The organism is Stenotrophomonas maltophilia, from assembly GCF_025642255.1.
GTDB classification, from domain to species: domain Bacteria; phylum Pseudomonadota; class Gammaproteobacteria; order Xanthomonadales; family Xanthomonadaceae; genus Stenotrophomonas; species Stenotrophomonas maltophilia_P.
Genome location: NZ_CP106759.1, coordinates 918,431 through 938,268 on the forward strand (window position 1 = coordinate 918,431; position 19,838 = coordinate 938,268).

Genomic DNA, 19,838 nt, shown 5'->3' on the forward strand with positions numbered 1-19,838 from the left:
CGATCAGGAGGCTATACTGCCGCCCGGGGAAAGATCCTTCCAGTCGAAGCCGTTATTGGGGAGTAGCCGCTCATGGATATCGCCGAGCTGTTGGCGTTTTCCGTAAAGAACAAAGCGTCCGACCTGCACCTGTCCGCAGGCCTGCCGCCGATGATCCGCGTGGACGGCGACGTTCGCCGCATCAACATCCCGGCACTGGACCACAAGCAGGTCCATGCGCTGGTGTACGACATCATGTCCGACAAGCAGCGCCGCGACTACGAGGAATTCCTCGAAGTGGACTTCTCGTTCGAGATCCCGTCGCTGGCACGTTTCCGCGTGAATGCGTTCAACCAGAACCGGGGTGCGGGCGCGGTGTTCCGTACCATTCCGTCGGAGGTTCTGACGCTGGAGGATCTGGCCTGCCCGCCGATCTTCCGCGAACTGATCCAGCAGCCGCAGGGCCTGATCCTGGTGACCGGCCCGACCGGTTCGGGCAAGTCGACCACGCTGGCCGCGATGATCGACTACATCAACAAGAGCGAATACGGCCACATCCTCACTGTCGAGGATCCGATCGAGTTCGTGCACACCTCGCAGAAGTGCCTGATCAACCAGCGCGAAGTACACCGTGATACGCATGGCTTCAACGAGGCACTGCGCTCGGCACTGCGAGAAGACCCGGACATCATCCTGGTCGGCGAACTGCGCGACCTGGAAACCATCCGCCTGGCACTGACCGCCGCGGAGACCGGCCACCTGGTGTTCGGCACCCTGCACACCAGTTCGGCGGCCAAGACCATCGACCGCATCATCGACGTGTTCCCGGCCGGCGAGAAGCCGATGGTGCGCTCGATGCTGTCCGAGTCGCTGCGCGCGGTGATCTCGCAGGCACTGTTGAAGAAGGTGGGCGGCGGCCGTACCGCAGCGTGGGAGATCATGGTGGGCACGCCGGCCATCCGCAATCTGATCCGCGAAGACAAGGTGGCGCAGATGTACTCGGCGATCCAGACCGGTCAGCAGCAGGGCATGATGACGCTCGACCAGCACCTGCAGGACCTGGTCAAGCGCAGCCTGATCACCCGCAACCAGGCGCGCGAGTACGCCAAGGACAAGCGACTGTTCGAGTAAGGCAAGGCAGAAGCGGGCCCCGGCGCGCGACCGCGCCGGCGACTCCGCGATGTTCCGACCATCGACTGAAGCCTGGCACATGCCTCCTGGGAGCCTGCCGTGAACACCACCGCCACCACCATCGATTTCACCTCCTTCCTCAAGCTGATGGCGCACCAGCGCGCCTCGGACCTGTTCATCACCGCGGGCATGCCGCCGGCGATGAAGGTCAATGGCAAGATCGCGCCGATCACGCAGACACCCCTGACGCCGCAGCAGAGCCGCGACCTGGTGCTGAACGTGATGACGCCGGCACAGCGCGAAGAGTTCGAGAAGACCCACGAATGCAACTTCGCCATCGGCCTGTCCGGTGTCGGCCGTTTCCGCGTGAGCTGCTTCTATCAGCGCAACCAGGTGGGCATGGTGCTGCGTCGCATCGAGACGCGCATCCCGACCGTGGAAGAACTGAGCCTGCCGCCGATCATCAAGACGCTGGCGATGACCAAGCGCGGCATCATCCTGTTCGTCGGTGCGACCGGCACCGGCAAGTCGACGTCGCTGGCAGCGATGATCGGTTATCGCAACCAGAATTCCACCGGCCACATCATCACCATCGAGGATCCGATCGAGTTCGTGCACAAGCACGAGGGCTGCATCATCACCCAGCGCGAAGTGGGCATCGATACCGACAGCTGGGAGGCCGCGCTGAAGAACACGCTGCGCCAGGCGCCGGACGTGATCATGATTGGTGAGGTGCGTACCCGCGAAGGCATGGACCACGCCATCGCCTTCGCCGAGACCGGCCACCTGGTGCTGGCGACTCTGCATGCCAACAACGCCAACCAGGCGATGGACCGCATCATCAACTTCTTCCCGGAAGACCGTCGCAACCAGCTGCTGATGGACCTCTCGCTGAACCTCAAGGGCGTAGTCGCCCAGCAGCTGGTGCCGTCCCCCGATGGCCGCTCGCGCAAGGTTGCGATGGAGATCCTGCTGGGCACGCCGCTGGTGCAGGACTACATCCGCGACGGCGAGATCCACAAGCTGAAGGAAGTGATGAAGGAATCGGTCCAGCTGGGCATGAAGACCTTCGACCAGAGCCTGTTCGAGCTGTACCAGGCCGGTGAGATCAGCTACGAGGATGCACTGCGGTACGCCGATTCGCAGAACGAAGTGCGGCTGCGCATCAAGCTGAGCCAGGGCGGTGACGCGCGCACCCTGTCGCAGGGCCTGGACGGCGTGGAAATCTCCGAGATCCGCTGAAGCAGCAGAGGACGGCAGCCGGGCGTCGCCCGGCGCCGCGGAAGATCACCGGGACGGCCGGATTCATGAAATCCAGTCATGACCGACTGCGGCGCAGCCGGTTCAATCCGATGGGGCCGCAGGCGTATCGTCAGCGCTCCCCCTCTGGAGCATGACAATGCAGACACGTGAACTCGGCCGCAGCGGCCTGAAGGTTTCCGCCCTCGGCCTGGGCTGCATGGGCCTGAGCCACAGCTACGGCAAGCCCGTGGAACTGGAGCAGGGCGTCGCGCTGCTGCACGCAGCCGTGGAGCGCGGGGTCACCTTCTTCGACACGGCCGAGGTGTATGGCCCGTACACCAACGAGGCCCTGCTGGGCAGGGCGCTGGCGCCGCATCGGGACCGGCTGGTGATCGCCACCAAGTTCGGTTTCAGGAATGCCCAGGCCGATACCGGGCTGGACAGCCGCCCGGAGAACATCCGTGCCGTGGCCGAAGCCAGCCTCAAGCGCCTGCGTACCGACCACATCGATCTGTTCTACCAGCACCGTGTCGATCCCAACGTGCCGATCGAGGACGTCGCCGGTACCGTGCGCGACCTGATTGCCGAAGGCAAGGTCGGCCACTTCGGGCTCTCCGAAGCGAGTGCCGCCACCGTGCGCCGCGCACATGCCGTGCAGCCGGTGGCTGCGGTGCAGAGCGAGTACTCGCTGTGGTGGCGCGAGCCGGAGCGCGAACTGCTGCCGACCCTGCAGGAGCTGGGCATCGGCTTCGTACCGTTCAGTCCGCTGGGCCGGGGCTTCCTGACCGGTACGATCAATGCAGAGACCACGTTCGAGGCCGACGATTTCCGCAACACCGTGCCGCGGTTTGCAGTCGAAGCGCGCCGGGCGAACCAGGCGCTGGTGGACCGGATCGGCGCCATTGCCGCCGCCCGCGGTGCCACCCCGGCACAGGTGGCATTGGCCTGGCTGCTGGCGCAGGCGGACTGGATCGTGCCGATTCCGGGTACCACCAAGGTGCATCGCCTGGAAGAGAACCTGGGAGCGGTGGACCTGCAGCTGTCGAGCGAAGAACGGCAGCGCATCGCGCAGGCGCTGGATGAAGTGTCGATCGTCGGCGAGCGCTACAACGCCCAGCGTGCGGCGCAGGTCAAGGGCTGATCGTGGTGGGTGCGGGCCTTGGGCCCGCACTCATCGGTCCATCATCGGCCCGCGCAGGGCATCGAGCACCGTGCGCATCGCCAGGGTCACGTGGTGGCGCGAGGGGTAGTACGCGTAGTAGCCATCGAACGGCGGGCACCAGTCGTCCAGCACCGATTGCAGGCGGCCATCGTCCAGCATCGGCAGGACCTGGTCTTCCGGCAGCCAGGCCAGCCCGCTGCCGGCCAGTGCTGCGCTGCGGGTCATGCCCATCGTGTTGAAGGTCCACTGCCCGCTCACGCGTACGCTCAGTTCGTGGCCATCCTGGCCGAAGTCCCATGGCATCAGTCCGCCATGGGTGGGCAGGCGCAGGGTGATGCAGTTGTGGCTGGCCAGGTCGTGCGGATGCGCGGGGGCGGCGTGCTGACGGAAATAACCCGGGGCACCGACCACACGCATCCGCAGCGGCGGGCTGATGGGCACGGCGATCATGTCGCGTGCCAGGCGCTCGCCGAGTCGGATGCCGATGTCATAGCGCTCGGCGACGATGTCGGCCAGGCCATAGTCGGTGGTCAATTCGATCTTCAGGTCGGGGAAGCGCTGCAGCAGGGGGGCCAGCCGTGGCCACGCCAGATACTCAGCGGCGTGGCCGGTGGCGTTGATGCGGATGGTCCCGGCGGGGCGGTCGCGGTACTCGGCCAACGCGGCCAGTTCGTGCTCGATCTCGGCCAGGCGTGGTGCCAGCGTGGCGAGCAGGCGGGCGCCAGCCTCCGTGGTGGAGACGCTGCGGGTGGTCCGGGTCAGCAGGCGCACCCCGAGCCGCTCTTCGAGGCCGCGCATGGCGTGGCTGAGCGCGGACTGGGAGACACCCAGCTGGGCGGCCGCGCGGGTGAAGCTGCCCTCGCGGGCGACGTGGACAAAGGCCTGCAGGTCGTTGAGGTTTTCGCGCGGCATGCGGGAATGATACGGCGCCGCTGCTGCCCGCTGCCGCGCAGGCTGATGCTTTCCGGGGAGCCCTCAGGCAGGGCGGCGCATCCAGCTGAACGATTTCATCTGCAACTGTCATGCGGATCGTGTCTAATACCGCCTCCCCCGCTGTCCCCCCACCCGCATGTCCCATCCTTCCCATGGCCCCGCGCCGTGCGACGACGCTGACGGCCACCTGGTCACCGCCGGTCCGTTGACTCCGCCGCCGGACAGCGCCGGTACCACCGCCGACGAGAAAGCGCTGCGCCACTCGGTGGCCGAGGACGTGCAGGGCATGGTGCTGGCGACGATGGTGGCCTCGCTGGGCCTGGCCATCTTTGCCAAGGGCGGGCTGATGATCGGCGGCATGGCCGGCATGGCCTTCCTGCTGCACTACTCCATGGGCTGGAACTTCGGGCTGGTGTTCGTGCTGGTCAATCTGCCCTTCTACTGGGTGGCGCTGCGGCGCATGGGCTGGGAGTTCACTCTGAAGACCTTTGCCGCGGTTACCGCCTGCGGCGTACTGACCGATCTGCTGCCGCACTGGATCGATTTCTCGCATATCCATCCGCTGTATTCGGCGATCGTCGGCGGCGCGCTGTCGGGGCTGGGCATCCTGTTCTTCATCCGCCACCGCGCCAGCCTGGGCGGCATCGGCATCCTGGCGGTCTACCTGCAGCGGACCCGTGGCTGGAGCGCCGGCAAGGTGCAGATGTCCTACGATGCCTGCCTGATGATCGCCGCGTTCTTCGTGCTTTCGCCGTCCAAGGTGATGTATTCGGCGATCGGCGCGGTGGTGCTCAGCCTGGTGCTGATGTTCAACCACCGGCCCGGCCGTTACATGGGCGTGTAAGCGCGCATTCCGCGTTCGCCGGGCATGGCCCGGCGCTACCGGAACCGGTACGTGGTAGCGCCGGGCCACGCCCGGCGGGTCCGGTTCAGCGGGCGACGGCCTGCAGCCAGGGCGGTGACAGCTTCAGCAGCCGCGCATGCACCGGGCAGTCTGCGGCGTGCGCACCCGGCAGGTAGCCCAGGCTCATCAGGAATTCGCCGGTGATCTCGCCGCCGGTGAAGCGGAAGGTCTTCTTGAACAGCTTCACCCAGTCAGCCTTGCTGCGTGGGTGATGCGCGTCCAGCCAGGCGGCGAAGCTGCCGTGGTCCGCACGCAGCTGCTGGATCACCTGTGCGTTGTGGATCGCGGCAAGCACCTTCAGGCGGTTGCGGATGATGCCCGGGTCCGAGAGCAGGCGCTCGATGTCCTGCTCGGCATAGGCCGCGACCCGGTCCACGTCGAAGGCATCGTAGGCTGCGCGGAATCCTTCCCGCTTCTTCAGGATGGTCTCCCAGCTCAGGCCGGCCTGGTTGATCTCCAGCACCAGCCGCTCGAACAGCTCGCGTTCGTCGCGCTGCGGGAAGCCGTACTCGTGCGCGTGGTAGTAGTCGTGCACCGGGTGGCCGGGGGCGATCAGGCAATATCCGGACAAGGCGAACTCCTGCGGTACGGGGTGGTCATTATGCGCGCCGTGACCGGCAGGTGCAGGCATCGGGGGCGGCCAGCGGCTAGAATGGCGGCATGCCCGCAACTCCCACTTCCCTTGCCGATCACCTGCTCGTCGCGCTGCCGTCGCTGCTCGACGCGACCTTTGCCCGCAGCGTCGCGCTGATCTGCCAGCACGACGAGAACGGGGCGATGGGCGTGCTGGTCAACCAGCCGTCCGAGTACACGCTGGGCGAGGTGCTGTCGCAGATGGACATCGCCACCAGCGATGGCGACCTGCAGGCGCGCATGGTGCTTAACGGCGGGCCGGTACATCCCGAGCGCGGGTTCGTCATCCACGACGATGCGCGGCCCTGGGATTCCAGCCTGACGGTGGGCGAAGGCCTGTACCTGACCACGTCGCGCGACATTCTCGAAGCAATGGCCCGCGGCGAAGGCCCGGCCAATGCCGTGGTGACCCTTGGCTGCGCCGGATGGGGCGCCGGGCAGCTGGAAAGCGAGCTTTCCGAGAACAGCTGGCTGACCGTGCCGGCCGACGCCGAACTGGTGTTCCAGCTGCCGCTGGAGCAGCGCTGGCAGGGCGCGGCCTCGCGCATCGGCGTGGATCTGTTCCGGCTCACCGATTACAGCGGCCATGTCTGAGCCGGCCGCCCTCCGTCGCGATGGCACCGTGCTCGGCTTCGATGTCGGCGCGCGACGGATCGGCGTGGCCATCGGCAGTGCCTTCGCCGCGCACGCGCGTGCCGTGGCCGTGGTCGACGTGCACGGCAACGGCCCGGACTGGGCGGCGATCGAACGCCTCATCAAGGAATGGAAGCCCGATGGCCTGGTGGTCGGCGATCCGCTGACGCTCGACGGCCAGGACCAACCCAACCGCAAGCGCGCGCAGGGCTTTGCCCGCCAGCTGCGGGAACGATTCAAGCTGCCGGTGGTGATGATCGACGAGCGCTCAAGCTCGGTGGAAGCCGCCCGCCGCTTCGCCGTCGAGCGCGCCGAAGGGCGCAAGCGCCGCCGTGATGCGGCCGCGCTTGATGCGGTGGCTGCGGCGGTGATCATCGACCGCTGGCTGTCCTCGCCGGACGACGCCACTCCCATTCCCTGACTGCACGATTCCCGCCATGACCGCCCAGCAACTCGATGCCTCCGGCCGCCTGCGCCACCTGCTGACTCTTGAGGGCCTGCCCCGCGACACCCTGCTGCAGCTGCTCGACCGCGCGGGGCAGATCCGCGACGCGGCGGTCGGCCGCGTCGGCAACAAGCGGCACGTGCTGGCCGGTTCCGCGGTGTGCACGCTGTTCTTCGAACCGTCCACCCGCACGCGCAGCTCGTTCCAGCTGGCCGCGCAGCGCCTGGGCGCCGACGTGCTGAACTTCGATGCGTCGACCTCGTCCACGCGCAAGGGCGAAACCGCCTGCGACACGCTGCGCAACCTGGAAGCGATGGGCGTGCGCGGTTTCGTGGTGCGCCATCCCGATGATGGTGCCGTGGCCGCCCTGGCCGAAGCGGCGGGCGAGGGCACCGCCCTCGTCAACGCCGGCGATGGGCGCAGTTCGCACCCCACCCAGGGCCTGCTGGACATGCTGACCCTGCGCCAGGCCAAGGGCCCGGATTTCTCGAAGCTGAAGGTGGTGATCGTCGGCGACGTGAAGCACTCGCGCGTGGCCCGCACCGACCTGCACGCACTGCGCACGTTGGGCGTGGGCGAGATCCGCGTGTGTGGCCCGCAGTCGCTGCTGCCGGACGACGAAACCCTGAAGGGCTGCGTGGTGGGCGAGGATTTCGACGCGATGCTGGAAGGGGTCGACGCACTGATGATGCTGCGCCTGCAGCGCGAGCGCATGGAAGAAGGGCTGGTGCCGTCGCTGGAGCAGTATCACGACCAGTACGGCCTGACCCGCGAACGCCTAGCCCGCGCCGGCAAGGACGCCGCGGTGCTGCACCCCGGCCCGATCAACCGCGGCGTGGAAGTGACCGGCGATGTGGCCGATGGCCCACAGTCGTGGGTGCTGCGCCAGGTCGCCAACGGCGTCGCCGTGCGCATGGCCGTGCTGGAAACCCTGCTGGGCTGAACCCCGCTCTGGCAGGTGCCAACCTTGGTTGGCATTGCTGTTGTGGTAGGTGCCAACCTTGGTTGGCACTAGCCCACCCCTGCGAAGGTGATTTCCCTATGTTCAGGGAACATGCGCCGGCCCATGCTCTTCTGCATGAACAGCACCCGCCTCCTGCTAGGCCGTCATTCCCGTGTCGGCCAGAGCTACATACTCACGACGAACGTGCATGGCCGGGCGGCACTGTTCGCCAATGAAGCCGTTGCGGTTGCCGCCATGCAGGAGTTCCAGCGTCTGGATCTGGAAGGTCTGACCCATTCGATCGCCTACGTGGTCATGCCGGATCACGTTCACTGGTTAATGCAGCTGCGCGCGGCATCGCTCGACGTTGTCATGAAGCGCTTCAAGTCGCGTACGGCCGTGCACGCAAACCGGGTACTGGGCAGGGTGGGGCGCTTCTGGCAGTCCTGCTATCACGATCATGCGATCCGCTCTGATGAATCGCTGTTCCGGCACGCAATGTATGTGATGGCGAATCCGATCAGGGCGGGGCTGGCAACGCAGCTGGGTGAGTACCCGCATGCGTGGTGTGAGTGGGAACTCGAAGGTTCCTGTGCCAAGGCGGAGTTCATGGGCGCGGACAGATAGTGCCAACCAAGGTTGGCACCCACCGGAACCTGCCTTCAACCCAGAGTGGCAACTACCAGGAGCTGCAACTCATCGCTTCTGCGCGAACAACCACGCCCACATTGCCGGGTCGGCGTAGGTGGCATCCCAGGCGTTGTGGTTACCTTGCGGATACTCGGTGTAGCGTACGTCGGCGGCGCCGGTGGCCTGGAACGCGGCGTGCAGGCGGCGGTCGTCGTCTGGTGGCACCACATCGTCAAGCGCACCATGGAAGATCCAGATCGGCGTGTGCCGCAGGCGCTGTGCAATCGCGGCATACGGATCGGCTTCGTTGGCGACCTGCTCCACGAACAGGGTCGGCCGCACCGCGCGGGGGGCCAGCACCGCGCCGCAGAGCGGCACGATCGCCGCGAAACGGCGCGGGTCATCCAGTGCGATGTTCCAGCTGCCGTAGCCGCCCATCGACATGCCGGTCAGGTACTGCCGGGCCGGGTCGGCACCGAACTCGGCGAGGGTGGCGTCGAGTGCGGCCAGGGCCACCCGGTTGTTGCGGCCGATCCATTCCTCGTGCCCGGGAACCTGTGGGAACACCACCAGCGCCGGGAAGTCGCGGTGGTCGCGCAGGTACGGGCCGAGCCCGGCGTGGGTCTGCTTCACGCCATCGCCGCCGCGCTCGCCAGAGCCGTGCAGGAACAGGATGACGGGCACATCGACCGGCGCGGCACCCTGCTGCGCCGGACCACGCGGCTGCAGGCCCGCGGGAATGAACACCTGGTAATAGGCCGTCCGGCCATCCACCTTCACCGCACGCGCCTCGAAGCGTCCGTGCGTCCGTTCGGCGGTGCTGGCGCAGCCTCCTGCCATCAGGACCAGCAGCAGCGGCAACCAGCGTGCAAGCAGACGAACCATGAGCGCGTTTCCTGATCTGGAATCGTTTTCATGGTAGTCCAGTCGCGCCTGGCCAGCATCGTGCAGCGCGTCACTCGGGCCGGGGGGCGCTGGCGACGATGTCCAGCTGCTCCTGCGCTTCAGCGTTGCCTTCGGCGGCGGCGGCCCGTACCTGTGCCAGATCCGGGTGCAGCACCACCAGCAGCGGGTTCTCGCACACCGGGCAGTCGTACTCGGTGGCGTCCTCGTCCAGCTCCATCACCATTGCCCGCGAACTGCCCTTCCATTCGCACGCGGCACAGGTATGCAGCTGGTCGCGCCAACCCGGCTGGAAGTAGTTTTCGATCGTGGTTGCCATGGGGTGTTCCAGTGGGAATGGACCCCGCGCCCCGACTGGGGGCAGGGCACAGGTCGGTCAGTGCAGCAGCACCAGGGTGGCCAGGCCGAGGAAGGTGAAGAAGCCCATCGAATCGGTCACGGCGGTCAGGAAAATACCGCTGGCCAAGGCCGGATCGAAGCCGAAACGTTTCAGGGTCAGCGGCACCAGCACACCGGCCAGCGCGGCGAACAGCAGGTTGAAGGTCAGCGCGATGGCGATCACCGCCGACAACCCCGGCGAATGGAACCAGGCCAGCACGATCAGGCCCAGCACGGAACCCAGCAACAGGCCGTTGAGCAGTGCCACCCGCACTTCCTTCCACAGCAGGGTGCGTGCATTGGATGCGCCCACCTGGCCCAGCGCCAGGCCGCGCACCATCAACGCCAGCACCTGCGTGCCTGCGTTGCCGCCGAGGCCGGCGACGATGGGCATGAGCACCGCCAGCGCCACCAGCTTGTCGATCGTGCCTTCGAAGTGACCGACCACGCTGGAGGCGAGGAAGGCGGTACACAGGTTCACCGACAGCCACATCAGGCGACGGCGCATCGCGCGCCACACCGGGCTGAACAGATCCTCGTCCTCGTCCAGGCCGGCGGCGCCCAGCGCCTGGTGCTCGGCCTGGCCACGGATGATGTCGACCACGTCATCGATGGTGATGCGGCCGACCAGAATGTTGTTGTCGTCCACCACCGGCGCGGAAATCCAGTCATGGTCGGAGAACTGGCGGGCGACCTCCTGGTCGCTCTCGCCGACATCGATCGCTGGCTGTTCGTCGTCGATCAACCGGTTGATCGGCGTGGTGTCTTCATGGGTGACCAGCGCTGCAAGCGAGACACGGCCAAGATACTGATGGCGGCGGCTGACCACGAACAGGTGGTCGGTATGGTCCGGAAGTTCGCCGCGCAGGCGCAGGTAGCGCAGCACCACGTCGACGTTGACGTCGGCGCGCACGGTCACCACGTCCGGGTTCATCAGGCGGCCAGCGCTGTCCTCGGGGTAGGACAGGACCTGCTCGAGGCGCTCGCGGTTCTCGCGGTCCATCGACTTGAGGACTTCGTCGATGACCGTGTCCGGCAGGTCCTCGACCAGATCGGCCAGGTCGTCAATGTCCAGGTCTTCGACCGCGGCGATGATCTCGTCCGGGTCCATGTCCGCGAGCAGGCTCTCGCGCACGTCGTCGCCGACGTGGACCAGCACCTCGCCGTCATCTTCCGGATCGACCAGGCCCCACACGACTTCGCGCTTTCCCGGCGGCAGCGATTCGAGCAGGTTGCCGATCTCGGCGGGGGCCAGAGTATTGACCAGGCGACGCACCGGTCCCAGCCGGCCACTGTCCAGTGCATCGGACAGCATCCGCAGTTGGCGCGCAGTCTTGTCGTGGCGTACAGCTTCAGCCATCGCAGCTCCCGCGGGATAAGAAAAGCCGCGATCCTGGCAAGGATGCGGCAACAACGGTGTTCAGCGCGTCATTATCGCAAGGGGATGTTTCAACGCATACCCCGGTGTCTGCGGCCAGCGGGGTCCATGAATTCCGCCGGGCATGGCCCGGCGCTACCGGGAAGGTACACGCGGTGGTGCGCCGGGCCATGCCCGGCGAGCGGGATGCACGGTGGTAGCGCCGGGCCACGCCCGGCGAGCGGGATGCATGCGATGGTAGCGCCGGGCCACGCCCGGCGAGCGGGATGCATGCGATGGTAGCGCCGGGCCACGCCCGGCGAGCGGGATGCATGCGATGGTAGCGCCGGGCACGCCCGGCGAGCGGAATGCACGCGGTGGTAGCGCCGGGCCATGCCCGGCGAGCGGAATGCACGCGGTGGTAGCGCCGGGCCATGCCCGGCGAGCGGAATGCACGCGGTGGTAGCGCCGGGCCACGCCCGGCGAGCGGAATGCACGGTGGTAGCGCCGGGCCATGCCCGGCGAGCGCGCAGCGCGGCCGTCAGGGCGTATCGGCCACCAGTGCCAGCCAGCGCTCGATGCCGCGACGGTCGCGCGCGGCCAGCAGCTTCGGAGCGCGGGCGCGCAGGGATGCCAGGTCGGCCTCGCGGATCGCGCGGCGGACTTCCAGCAGCGTGCCCGGATGCAGGCTGAACTCGGTCAGGCCCAGTGCCAGCAGCAGCGGCGCCATGCGTGCGTCCCCCGCGATCTCGCCGCACACCGCCACCGGCACACGATGGCGTGCGCCGGTCTCGATCACCATCTGCAGCAGGCGCAGCACCGCCGGGTGCAGCGGCGAGTAGAGTTCGCCCAGTGCCTCGTTGTTGCGGTCGGCCGCGAGCAGGTACTGCACCAGGTCATTGGTGCCGATCGACAGGAAGTCGACCAGGTCGATGAAGCTCTCCAGCGCCAGAGCAGCGGCGGGTACTTCGATCATCGCCCCCAGCGGCACGTGGTCGGCCACCATGTGCCCTTCCGCGCGCAGTTGTTCGGACAGCTTGAGCATGCGCCGGCGCACGGCCAGCAGCTCTTCGCGCGTGCTGATCATGGGCACCAGCACCCGCAGCTTGCCATAGGCCGAAGCACGCAGAATCGCCCGCAGCTGGGTGTCGGCCACTTTCGGCCGTGCCAGCGACAGGCGCACGCCCCGCAGGCCAAGCGCCGGGTTCTCTTCGTTGCTCAGGGTCAGGCCGGTACGATCCGCTTTGTCCGCACCCAGATCGAGGGTGCGGATGGTCACCGGCCGCCCGCTCATGCCCAGCGCGGCGTCGCGGTAGGTCCGGAACTGTTCTTCCTCGTCCGGCAGTTCGTTGCGCTGCAGGAACAGGAATTCCGTGCGGTACAGACCCAGTCCCTGCGCGCCGAGGGCGTGGGCCTGGGTTACGTCCTCCAGCGATTCGGCGTTGGCCAGCAGGGCGATGTCGACCTGGTCGCGGGTACGGCTGGGTTTGCTGCGCAGGCGCCCGAGCTCCCGCTGCTCGCGGGCGTGTTCCTTCAGCCGTGCGCGATAGTCACGCAGGTTGTCGGCCTGCGGGTTGACGGTGATGCTGCCGTCGGCGCCATCGACGATCAGCACGTCGCCATCGGCAACGCGGCTGAGCAGCTGCGGAACGTTGACGATCAGTGGCAGGTGCAGACTGCGGGCGAGGATGGCGCTGTGCGACAGCGCGCTGCCGGCGGCGGTGACGATGCCTACGACGCCCTGTGCCTGCAGCTGTGCCAGCTCGGACGGCGCGATGTTGTCGCAGACCAGGATCTCGCCGGCCAGCCCCTTCATCACCGGCGCACGCTCCGGCTGCAGGAAGGCGTGAATGCGGCCGATCACATGATCCAGATCGTCCATGCGGCTCTTCAGGTAGGCATCGTCCATGCCATCGAAGACCTTGGCCAGGCGGTCGCGCTGCAGGCGCAGGGCGTATCCGGCGCTGTACGGGCCGCTGCGGATCAGCTCATCCAGGCCGAACAGCAGCTCCGGGTCGTCCAGCAGCAGCGCGTGCAGATCGAGGAATTCGCCTACTTCCTGGTTCAGTGCGCCGTGCAGGCGCTGCCGAAGCTCATGCATCTCCGCGCGCGCGGCATCCACGGCGTGATGCAGGCGCGTCAGCTCGGTTTCGATCTGCTGCGGTGCCACGCGCTGTTCGGCAACGTCCAGCGCATGCGGCAGGCGCACGCGTGCACGCCCCATCGCCGAACCCCGCGCAGCGCCATGACCAGCCAGCAGCTGGACCGGCCGTTGGCCGGAAGGGAGCTGGCCGGCGCGGGCACGCGGCACGATCAGCTGTCCTCGTCGAAGCGGCGTTCGAACAGGTCGACCACCGCGTCCATCGCGGCGGCTTCGTCTTCGCCACTGATGCGCACGGTGACCGGGGTGCCCTGGCCGGCAGCGAGCAGCATCACGCCCATGATGCTCTTGGCGTTGATCTCGCGGCCCTTGGCAGCCATGGTCACGTTGCACCGGAACGGTGCCAGGGTCTGCACCAGCTTGGCGGTGGCCCGGGCATGCAGGCCCAGGCGGTTGCTGACGGTGAGTTCTCGTTCAAGCATCGTCGACTATCGCTCCATTACGGGTACCCGCCGCAGCGGTGGCGGGCAGTTGATCCAGTGCCTGTTCCGGATAATTCATCACCCGCAGCAACATCGGCAGGCTCAGCGCCGACACCCGGCGAACCGGGGTCCCCAGCCGGGCCAGCTGCCCAGCAAGGTTGGCGGGGCTGGCGCCGTACAGGTCGGTCAGGATCAGCACGCCTTCTCCACCATCTACCCGCCGCAGCGCGGCCGAGGCGAGGGGGAGCAGAGCATCCAGGTCTGCGTCGAACGGTACTTCGAAAGCTTCGGTCTTCAACGGCAGCTGCCGCAGGAGCCGGGTCGCCACGCCAAGCAGGGCGGCGCCGACCCCGGGATGTGTTACGAGGAGAATGCCACAGGTCATTACTGCACGTTAACAGGTCAAGGTGAATTGGCGATAGCCGCAGATGAGGGGCACTGTGTCCCGTATTCAGCGTCCCCCGCCTGCCGGCCCATGCCGCCTCTCCGCGGGGCGGTCGGGCGCACCCCGGCCGGGCCTCTCAATCCTGCTCGCGGTGATAGGTGGCCACGTCTTCCCAGCCCATTTCGCGGGCATGCCGGGCCATCCGTTCGGCCAGATAGACCGAGCGGTGCTTGCCGCCGGTGCAGCCGAAGGCCACGGTCACGTAGCTGCGGGTGCCGTCGCCCAGCTTCGGCAGCCAGGTGTCGAGAAACCCCATCAGCTGTGCGAGGTAGCACTGCACGTCCGGCTGGGCTTCCAGGTAGTCGCGCACGCCCGGCTCGCGGCCACTGAGCGCACGCAGCTCGGGATCCCAGTGCGGATTGGGCAGCACCCGCGCATCGAAGACGAAATCCGCTTCGGCCGGCACGCCACGCTTGTAGGCGAACGATTCGAACAGCAGCGACAGGCGGGTTGCATGGTCCAGCGTGAACTCGGTGATGATCCGGCGGCGCAGCTGGTGCACGTTGAGCGCGCTGGTGTCGATGATGGCGTCGGCCTCCTGGCGCAGCGGTGCGATCAGTTCGCGCTCGCGGGCGATCGCTTCCGGCAATGACAGACCGAGCTGGCTGAGTGGATGGCGGCGACGGGTGTCGGCATAGCGCTTGAGCACCGCCTCGTCGCTGGCTTCAAAGAACAGCACCTTGGTTTCCACGCCAGCATCGGTGGCCAGTTGCCGCCAGTTGGCCAGCTGGCTCAGATCGGCCTGGCCGCGCACGTCGATGCCGACCGCCAGCCGGCGCGGCGCGGCGCCGTCATGGTGGGCCAGCAGGCTGCGCACGAAGTCCGGCAGCAGCTGGATCGGCAGGTTGTCCGAGCAGTAGTAGTCCTGGTCCTCGAACGTCTTCAGGGCGACGGATTTACCCGAGCCGGACAGGCCGCTGACGATGATCAGGGTCGGGGCGGTGGGGGCAGCGGTGCTCATGGACAGACTCTTCGAAGGCCAGGGAAATCAGGGTGTTCGCCGTTCCAGCAGGTTGCTGTGGCGCGCGATGAACATCGCGGCCGGGTCGATGCCCTTGGTCCGCAGGATATGCAGGCGGGTGGCCGCCTCGGTCAGCACGGCCAGGTTGCGGCCGGGCATCACCGGCAGCGTGATCAGCGGCACGTCCAGGTCCAGCACATGGCGGGTACCGGAATCGCCGGTCAGGCGTTCGTAGCCATGCGGAGTGGGCTCGGTCATCGGCTTGGTTAGGTGGACGATCAGCCGAAGGTACTTGTTCTTCTTTACAGCCGTGTCGCCGAACATCTCGCGCACGTTCAGCACGCCCAGGCCGCGTACTTCCAGCAGGTCCTGCAGCAGTTCCGGGCAGGTGCCGTCGAGCACGTCCGGCGCGATCTGGGTGAATTCAGGTGCATCATCTGCCACCAGGCGGTGGCCACGGCTGAGCAGTTCCAGCGCCAGCTCGCTCTTGCCCGACCCGGCTTCGCCGGTGATCAGCACGCCGATGGAGTAGATCTCCATGAACACGCCGTGCAGGATCACGCGCGGCGCCAGCGTGCGTGCCAGGTGGTAGGAAAGATGATTGAGCAGTTCGTGGCCGCGCTTGGGAGATACCCACAGCGGCGTGCCCGACTCGTCGGCGGCCGCGCGCAGGTCTTCCGGACAGGGCTGGTTGCGGGTAATCACCAGCGCCAGCGGGTGCGACTGCATGAGCTTTTCGATCGTCTCCCAGCGCTGGCGCGGTTCCAGCGCGTCCAGCCAGGACAGTTCCTCGGTGCCCAGGATCTGCACCTTGTTGGGGTAGATCGCATTGAGGTAGCCCGCCAGCGAGGGCCGGCGGGAGACGGTGTTGCCGGCCTCGAGCTCGCGCTTCTCGCCGGATTTTCCCGCCACCCAGCGCAGGCCCAGGCGTTCGCGCTGCTGTTCGAACAGTTCGCGTGCGGTGATGCTGGTATTCATGCGGCACTCGCCGGGGGCGTGAGATCCAGGGCCTGACGCAGTGCCCGCGCGTCGCCGGCGGCGCGCAGCGCCTCGCGGATGGCGGGGGCGGAGAACAGTTCGGCCAGTTCGGACAGCAGCATCAGGTGCTGATGGGTGTAGTGGGCCGGAACGGCCATCGCGAACACCAGGTCGACCGGCTCGTCGCCCCCGAAGTCGACGGGGGTCTCCAGTCGCAGCAGGGCGCCGCGTGGGCGGTCCAGGGTCGGCGCGCGGCCATGCGGAATGGCGATGCCGCAACCGATCGCGGTGCTGCCCAGCGCCTCACGCTGGCACAGGTTCAGATAGATCTGTTCGGCATTGGCCTGGCGGCAGGCCAGCAACCCGGCCGCGGCCTTGAGGACGCTGTCGCGGTCGGTGGCCGTGCAGAGCTGGGTCTGCACGGCCGCCAGGAGGTCAGTCAGGGGCATGTCTGCGGGGAACGGTGGCGATCAGCCGCCATTGTCACCCACCGGCAGCGGTGCGTGCTGCTGTTTTTTCTCCTTGTGCTTGATCACCAGGCGGTCAAGCTTGTCCGCCAGCAGGTCGATCGCGGCATACATGGTCTGGCCGCCGGCCTCGGCGTGCAGGGTCTGGCCGGGAATGTTGAGGCTGGCGTCGACATGGTGTTCGGTCTTCTGCAGCTTGAGGGTCACCCGCGCTTCGCAGTGCTGGTCGAAGTGCTTTCCGATCCGGGCCAGCTTCTCCTCTACATAGGACTGCAGGGCCGGGGTGACTTCGACGTCTTTGCCAAACGTTTCGATGCGCATCGGGTTTCTCCTGTGTTCGGATGTGCCAATGAACCTCTCCGCCGGGCGCGGCGGTGCGTCAAGCGATTCTGACCCTTTCGTGCGAGGCGGAAATGTTCATGGCTTCACGATACTTCGCCACGGTGCGTCGCGCCACTGGAATTCCCGACGATTTGAGCAGGTCAGCCAGCTTGGCGTCAGAAAGGGGCTTGCGCGGGTTTTCGTCATCGATCAGGCGCCGGATCATTGCCTGGATGGCGGTGCTGGATGCCTCACCGCCGCCTTCGGTATCGATGCCCGACGCGAAGAAGGCGCGCAGCGGCAGGGTGCCGCGTGGGGTCCGGACATGCTTGCGGGCGATCGCCCGCGAAATGGTGGATTCGTGCAGGCCCAGTTCGGCGGCGATCTCACGCAGGGTGAGCGGGCGCAGTGCCTGTTCGCCGAACTCCAGGAAGCCGGACTGCTGCAGGATCAGGCAGCGCACCACCCGCAGCAGGGTCTCGCCACGCTGCTGCAGACCTTTCAGCAGCCAGCGCGCCTCCTGCAGCTGGGCGCGCAGGTAGCCGGCGTCGGCCTCACCGCAGCGGCGGATCATCTGTTCGTAACCGCGGTGGATGACCACCTTCGGCCCGGCATGGCCGGCCAGCGCGGCGCGCCACACGCCGTTCTGCCGCCAGACGACTACGTCCGGCACCACGTAGGTGTCCTGCGACAGCGGCGCGATCTGGGTGCCCGGGCGCGGGTCCAGCGACCGCAGCAGGGCCACGGCGGTCTCGACATCGGCCAGGGGCTGCCGGAGTTCGTGCGCCAGCCCAACCACGCCGCTGCGCGGCAGCCGCTCCAGCGGCCCGGCAGCGACCTGGCGTGCCAGGGCAAGGCCAGGTGTGTCGGCCGCCAGTACGTCCAGTTGCAGCTGCAGGCATTCGCCCAAGCTGCGTGCCGCTACTCCGACCGGATCGAAGCGCTGGATCTGGTGCAGTACGGTGAGGATCTCGTCCTCGCCGGCGTGGATCGCCGGCAGCAGGGTTTCGGCGATGGTGGACAGCGGTTCGCGCAGGTAGCCATCGTCGTCCAGGGCGTCGATCAGGGCAGCCCCGATGCTGCGGTCGCGTGCGGACAGATGCGACAGGTGCAGCTGCCACAGCAGGTGGTCGGCCAGGGTCTCGGTTTCGGCCACGCGTTCGGCCGCGCTGCCGCTGTCGTCATCGTCGTCGAAGCTGCCGCCGCTGCCGGCGGTGCTCCAGTCCGGTTCCGCCGTTGCCCAGTCGTCCTCCTGGCCGGCGTCGGCGCGTTCGGGCGGGGCGTCATCGCCGTTGCCATCGTCGCCGGCAGCGGCATCGCTCTCGTTGCCTTCGGCCCAGTCCAGCAGCGGATTGCTCTCCACCGCCTGGGCGATCTCCAGTTCCAGCTCGGTGCTGGACATCTGCAGCAGCTTGATCGCCTGCTGCAGCTGGGGCGTGAGCACCAGCTGCTGTCCCAACGATGTCTGCAGCCGAGTCTTCATGCCTGTGCCGAAGAGGGGGAATGGAACCCGGCAGCTGCGGTCACAGCTTGAACGAGTCCCCAAGGTAGACGCGACGTACGTCGGCATTGTCCAGGATCGATTCCGGCGAACCCTGGGCCAGTACGGTGCCCTCGGCGAGGATATACGCGCGGTCGCAGATTCCCAAGGTCTCGCGCACGTTGTGGTCGGTGATCAGCACACCGATGCCGCGCTGCTTGAGGTGGGTGACGATGCGCTGGATCTCGCCGACCGAGATCGGATCGACACCGGCAAACGGTTCGTCGAGCAGGATCAGCCGGGGTTGCGCCGCCAGCGCGCGGGCGATTTCGCAGCGGCGGCGCTCGCCGCCGGACAGGCTGGCGCCAAGCTGTTCGGACACATGGCCCAGCTGCAGTTCGTCCAGCAGGCTGCTCAACTCGCGCTCGCGGCCCGCCGAGTCCAGATCCTCGCGCAGTTCCAGCACCAGGCGGATGTTGTCGGCCACGGTCAGCTTGCGGAACACCGAAGGCTCCTGCGGCAGGTAGCCCACGCCCTGCTTGGCACGGGTGTACATCGGATCGCCGGTGATGTCCTTGCCATCGAGCACGATGCTGCCGGCATCGGCGGCAACCAGGCCGACGATCATGTAGAAGCAGGTGGTCTTGCCGGCACCGTTGGGGCCGAGCAGGCCTACCACTTCGCCCGCTTCGAGGGTGAGCCCGAAGTCCTTGACGACCTCACGTTGCTTATAGCGCTTGCGCAGGCCCTTGGCGACGAGCATTACTTCCGGCTCCCGGCCGGCTGCGCCGGCGTGGTGGTGGCGGCAGGCGCCTTGTTCTTGGGCGGGATAACCGTGCGCACGCGGCTGCCGTCGCCGCCGGAGTTCATCTCGCCGGTACGGGTGTTGTAGACCATGCGCTGGCCGGCGTTGGTGCCGCGCGCGCTGGTGACCTTGTAGTTGCCGGTGAGGGTGATGATCTCGGTCTTGATGTCGTAGTCGATGCGGTCGGCGAGCGCATCCATCCAGGTGCCGTCATCGAGCTGCTGCTTCAACTTCGCCTGCTTGCCGGTGAACACCACACGCACCGGCTCGCCGTCCTTGAGATAGATCTCCGCTTCGGACGAGCGCAGGTCCAGCGTGCCCTGGGTGATGATCACGCCCTGCGACAGCACGGTTTTGCCGTCGCCGGTGAGCATGCCGTTCTGTGCACCGGCATCGATGTTCATGGGCTCGTTGCGGTCGGTCGACTTCGCCTGCGCGAGGGCGGGGACAAGAAGACTGAGTGCGAGCATGGCTGCAAAGGGGATCTTCATCGGGGTCCGTTCTGCCGGTGGTGGCTGCCCGGTC

Annotated in this window: 23 protein-coding genes; 8 read left to right on the plus strand and 15 right to left on the minus strand. The window is 67.2% G+C overall.

Features of this window, described 5'->3' with window-relative positions; all coding sequences use genetic code 11:
* The first annotated feature begins 72 nt into the window (after positions 1–72).
* The 3 genes from N8888_RS04280 to N8888_RS04290 all read left to right on the plus strand — a co-directional run bounded on the left by N8888_RS04280 (position 73) and on the right by N8888_RS04290 (position 3,493).
* Positions 73–1,110, plus strand: a complete 1,038-nt coding sequence (locus tag N8888_RS04280; protein WP_053519259.1) for a type IV pilus twitching motility protein PilT — start codon at positions 73–75, stop codon at positions 1,108–1,110.
* Between the two features lie 147 nt (positions 1,111–1,257).
* Positions 1,258–2,352 carry a PilT/PilU family type 4a pilus ATPase gene (locus N8888_RS04285; RefSeq protein ID WP_053519270.1) on the plus strand — a complete coding sequence of 365 codons (1,095 nt, stop codon included), beginning with the start codon at positions 1,258–1,260 and terminating at the stop codon, positions 2,350–2,352.
* Positions 2,353–2,509: 157 nt separating this feature from the next.
* Positions 2,510–3,493 carry an aldo/keto reductase gene (locus N8888_RS04290; protein ID WP_263177736.1) on the plus strand — a complete coding sequence of 328 codons (984 nt, stop codon included), beginning with the start codon at positions 2,510–2,512 and terminating at the stop codon, positions 3,491–3,493.
* Between the two features lie 30 nt (positions 3,494–3,523).
* Here N8888_RS04290 and N8888_RS04295 read toward each other — a convergent pair whose 3' ends face one another.
* Positions 3,524–4,426 (minus strand): LysR family transcriptional regulator, encoded by a 903-nt coding sequence (locus N8888_RS04295; protein WP_053519263.1) that lies wholly within the window; start codon positions 4,424–4,426, stop codon positions 3,524–3,526.
* Positions 4,427–4,583: 157 nt separating this feature from the next.
* On the opposite strand from N8888_RS04295, the gene N8888_RS04300 reads away from it, so the two are divergent.
* On the plus strand, positions 4,584–5,291 hold the full coding sequence (locus N8888_RS04300; RefSeq protein WP_263177737.1) for a YitT family protein: 708 nt from the start codon (positions 4,584–4,586) through the stop codon (positions 5,289–5,291).
* Between the two features lie 85 nt (positions 5,292–5,376).
* Here the strand turns inward: N8888_RS04300 and N8888_RS04305 are convergent, their stop codons facing one another.
* On the minus strand, positions 5,377–5,922 hold the full coding sequence (locus N8888_RS04305) for a DNA-3-methyladenine glycosylase I (RefSeq protein ID WP_053519397.1): 546 nt from the start codon (positions 5,920–5,922) through the stop codon (positions 5,377–5,379).
* Between the two features lie 89 nt (positions 5,923–6,011).
* Between N8888_RS04305 and N8888_RS04310 the strand changes: the two genes are divergently transcribed.
* The 4 genes from N8888_RS04310 (at position 6,012) to N8888_RS04325 (ending at position 8,632) form a co-directional block, all read left to right on the plus strand.
* Entirely contained in the window at positions 6,012–6,578 is a 567-nt protein-coding gene (locus N8888_RS04310) for a YqgE/AlgH family protein (protein WP_053519399.1), read from the plus strand.
* Positions 6,571–7,038, plus strand: a complete 468-nt coding sequence (gene ruvX / locus N8888_RS04315) for a Holliday junction resolvase RuvX (RefSeq protein ID WP_053519401.1) — start codon at positions 6,571–6,573, stop codon at positions 7,036–7,038. The genes N8888_RS04310 and ruvX overlap by 8 nt, the downstream gene beginning before the upstream one ends.
* 16 nt (positions 7,039–7,054) lie before the next feature.
* On the plus strand, positions 7,055–8,005 hold the full coding sequence (locus N8888_RS04320; RefSeq protein ID WP_263177739.1) for an aspartate carbamoyltransferase catalytic subunit: 951 nt from the start codon (positions 7,055–7,057) through the stop codon (positions 8,003–8,005).
* A gap of 135 nt (positions 8,006–8,140) precedes the next feature.
* Positions 8,141–8,632 (plus strand): REP-associated tyrosine transposase, encoded by a 492-nt coding sequence (locus N8888_RS04325; RefSeq protein ID WP_263177740.1) that lies wholly within the window; start codon positions 8,141–8,143, stop codon positions 8,630–8,632.
* 69 nt (positions 8,633–8,701) lie between these two features.
* Here N8888_RS04325 and N8888_RS04330 read toward each other — a convergent pair whose 3' ends face one another.
* The 13 genes from N8888_RS04330 to lptA all read right to left on the minus strand — a co-directional run bounded on the left by N8888_RS04330 (position 8,702) and on the right by lptA (position 19,804).
* On the minus strand, positions 8,702–9,520 hold the full coding sequence (locus tag N8888_RS04330; RefSeq protein WP_263177742.1) for a carboxylesterase family protein: 819 nt from the start codon (positions 9,518–9,520) through the stop codon (positions 8,702–8,704).
* 70 nt (positions 9,521–9,590) lie between these two features.
* A complete protein-coding gene (locus N8888_RS04335; protein ID WP_053519409.1) occupies positions 9,591–9,857 on the minus strand; it encodes a hypothetical protein in 267 nt (88 codons plus the stop codon).
* Positions 9,858–9,914: 57 nt separating this feature from the next.
* Positions 9,915–11,276, minus strand: coding sequence for a magnesium transporter (mgtE, locus tag N8888_RS04340; RefSeq protein ID WP_053519410.1), 1,362 nt, complete (start codon positions 11,274–11,276; stop codon positions 9,915–9,917).
* Between the two features lie 538 nt (positions 11,277–11,814).
* Positions 11,815–13,584, minus strand: coding sequence for a phosphoenolpyruvate--protein phosphotransferase (ptsP, locus tag N8888_RS04345; RefSeq protein WP_065174530.1), 1,770 nt, complete (start codon positions 13,582–13,584; stop codon positions 11,815–11,817).
* Positions 13,585–13,586: 2 nt separating this feature from the next.
* Positions 13,587–13,856 (minus strand): HPr family phosphocarrier protein, encoded by a 270-nt coding sequence (locus N8888_RS04350; RefSeq protein WP_053519412.1) that lies wholly within the window; start codon positions 13,854–13,856, stop codon positions 13,587–13,589.
* Positions 13,849–14,241, minus strand: coding sequence for a PTS sugar transporter subunit IIA (locus tag N8888_RS04355; protein ID WP_263177743.1), 393 nt, complete (start codon positions 14,239–14,241; stop codon positions 13,849–13,851). The genes N8888_RS04350 and N8888_RS04355 overlap by 8 nt, the downstream gene beginning before the upstream one ends.
* 136 nt (positions 14,242–14,377) lie before the next feature.
* Positions 14,378–15,262: an RNase adapter RapZ gene (gene rapZ, locus N8888_RS04360; RefSeq protein WP_053519414.1), complete on the minus strand. Its 885-nt coding sequence runs from the start codon at positions 15,260–15,262 to the stop codon at positions 14,378–14,380.
* A 27-nt stretch (positions 15,263–15,289) separates the two neighbouring features.
* Positions 15,290–16,240, minus strand: coding sequence for an HPr(Ser) kinase/phosphatase (gene hprK / locus N8888_RS04365; RefSeq protein WP_053519415.1), 951 nt, complete (start codon positions 16,238–16,240; stop codon positions 15,290–15,292).
* Positions 16,237–16,689, minus strand: coding sequence for a PTS sugar transporter subunit IIA (locus N8888_RS04370; RefSeq protein WP_053519416.1), 453 nt, complete (start codon positions 16,687–16,689; stop codon positions 16,237–16,239). The genes hprK and N8888_RS04370 overlap by 4 nt, the downstream gene beginning before the upstream one ends.
* Before the next feature lie 21 nt (positions 16,690–16,710).
* Entirely contained in the window at positions 16,711–17,028 is a 318-nt protein-coding gene (gene hpf, locus N8888_RS04375; RefSeq protein WP_005415556.1) for a ribosome hibernation-promoting factor, HPF/YfiA family, read from the minus strand.
* 58 nt (positions 17,029–17,086) lie between these two features.
* On the minus strand, positions 17,087–18,511 hold the full coding sequence (locus N8888_RS04380) for an RNA polymerase factor sigma-54 (RefSeq protein WP_263177746.1): 1,425 nt from the start codon (positions 18,509–18,511) through the stop codon (positions 17,087–17,089).
* Positions 18,512–18,551: 40 nt separating this feature from the next.
* On the minus strand, positions 18,552–19,271 hold the full coding sequence (lptB, locus tag N8888_RS04385; RefSeq protein WP_065174533.1) for an LPS export ABC transporter ATP-binding protein: 720 nt from the start codon (positions 19,269–19,271) through the stop codon (positions 18,552–18,554).
* Positions 19,271–19,804: a lipopolysaccharide transport periplasmic protein LptA gene (gene lptA / locus N8888_RS04390; protein WP_197572244.1), complete on the minus strand. Its 534-nt coding sequence runs from the start codon at positions 19,802–19,804 to the stop codon at positions 19,271–19,273. The genes lptB and lptA overlap by 1 nt, the downstream gene beginning before the upstream one ends.
* Between the last annotated feature and the right edge of the window lie 34 nt (positions 19,805–19,838).

Bases quoted from the DNA above. Each gene is read 5' to 3' on its own strand.
- N8888_RS04280 (WP_053519259.1), top strand. From the start codon at position 73: ATGGATATCGCCGAGCTGTTGGCGTTTTCCGTAAAGAACAAAGCGTCC.
- N8888_RS04285 (WP_053519270.1), top strand. From the start codon at position 1,258: ATGGCGCACCAGCGCGCCTCGGACCTGTTCATCACCGCGGGCATGCCG.
- N8888_RS04290 (WP_263177736.1), top strand. From the start codon at position 2,510: ATGCAGACACGTGAACTCGGCCGCAGCGGCCTGAAGGTTTCCGCCCTC.
- N8888_RS04295 (WP_053519263.1), bottom strand. From the start codon at position 4,426: ATGCCGCGCGAAAACCTCAACGACCTGCAGGCCTTTGTCCACGTCGCC.
- N8888_RS04300 (WP_263177737.1), top strand. From the start codon at position 4,584: ATGTCCCATCCTTCCCATGGCCCCGCGCCGTGCGACGACGCTGACGGC.
- N8888_RS04310 (WP_053519399.1), top strand. From the start codon at position 6,012: ATGCCCGCAACTCCCACTTCCCTTGCCGATCACCTGCTCGTCGCGCTG.
- ruvX (WP_053519401.1), top strand. From the start codon at position 6,571: ATGTCTGAGCCGGCCGCCCTCCGTCGCGATGGCACCGTGCTCGGCTTC.
- N8888_RS04320 (WP_263177739.1), top strand. From the start codon at position 7,055: ATGACCGCCCAGCAACTCGATGCCTCCGGCCGCCTGCGCCACCTGCTG.
- N8888_RS04325 (WP_263177740.1), top strand. From the start codon at position 8,141: ATGAACAGCACCCGCCTCCTGCTAGGCCGTCATTCCCGTGTCGGCCAG.
- N8888_RS04330 (WP_263177742.1), bottom strand. From the start codon at position 9,520: ATGGTTCGTCTGCTTGCACGCTGGTTGCCGCTGCTGCTGGTCCTGATG.
- N8888_RS04335 (WP_053519409.1), bottom strand. From the start codon at position 9,857: ATGGCAACCACGATCGAAAACTACTTCCAGCCGGGTTGGCGCGACCAG.
- mgtE (WP_053519410.1), bottom strand. From the start codon at position 11,276: ATGGCTGAAGCTGTACGCCACGACAAGACTGCGCGCCAACTGCGGATG.
- N8888_RS04350 (WP_053519412.1), bottom strand. From the start codon at position 13,856: ATGCTTGAACGAGAACTCACCGTCAGCAACCGCCTGGGCCTGCATGCC.
- N8888_RS04355 (WP_263177743.1), bottom strand. From the start codon at position 14,241: ATGACCTGTGGCATTCTCCTCGTAACACATCCCGGGGTCGGCGCCGCC.
- rapZ (WP_053519414.1), bottom strand. From the start codon at position 15,262: ATGAGCACCGCTGCCCCCACCGCCCCGACCCTGATCATCGTCAGCGGC.
- hprK (WP_053519415.1), bottom strand. From the start codon at position 16,240: ATGAATACCAGCATCACCGCACGCGAACTGTTCGAACAGCAGCGCGAA.
- N8888_RS04370 (WP_053519416.1), bottom strand. From the start codon at position 16,689: ATGCCCCTGACTGACCTCCTGGCGGCCGTGCAGACCCAGCTCTGCACG.
- hpf (WP_005415556.1), bottom strand. From the start codon at position 17,028: ATGCGCATCGAAACGTTTGGCAAAGACGTCGAAGTCACCCCGGCCCTG.
- N8888_RS04380 (WP_263177746.1), bottom strand. From the start codon at position 18,511: ATGAAGACTCGGCTGCAGACATCGTTGGGACAGCAGCTGGTGCTCACG.
- lptB (WP_065174533.1), bottom strand. From the start codon at position 19,271: ATGCTCGTCGCCAAGGGCCTGCGCAAGCGCTATAAGCAACGTGAGGTC.
- lptA (WP_197572244.1), bottom strand. From the start codon at position 19,804: ATGAAGATCCCCTTTGCAGCCATGCTCGCACTCAGTCTTCTTGTCCCC.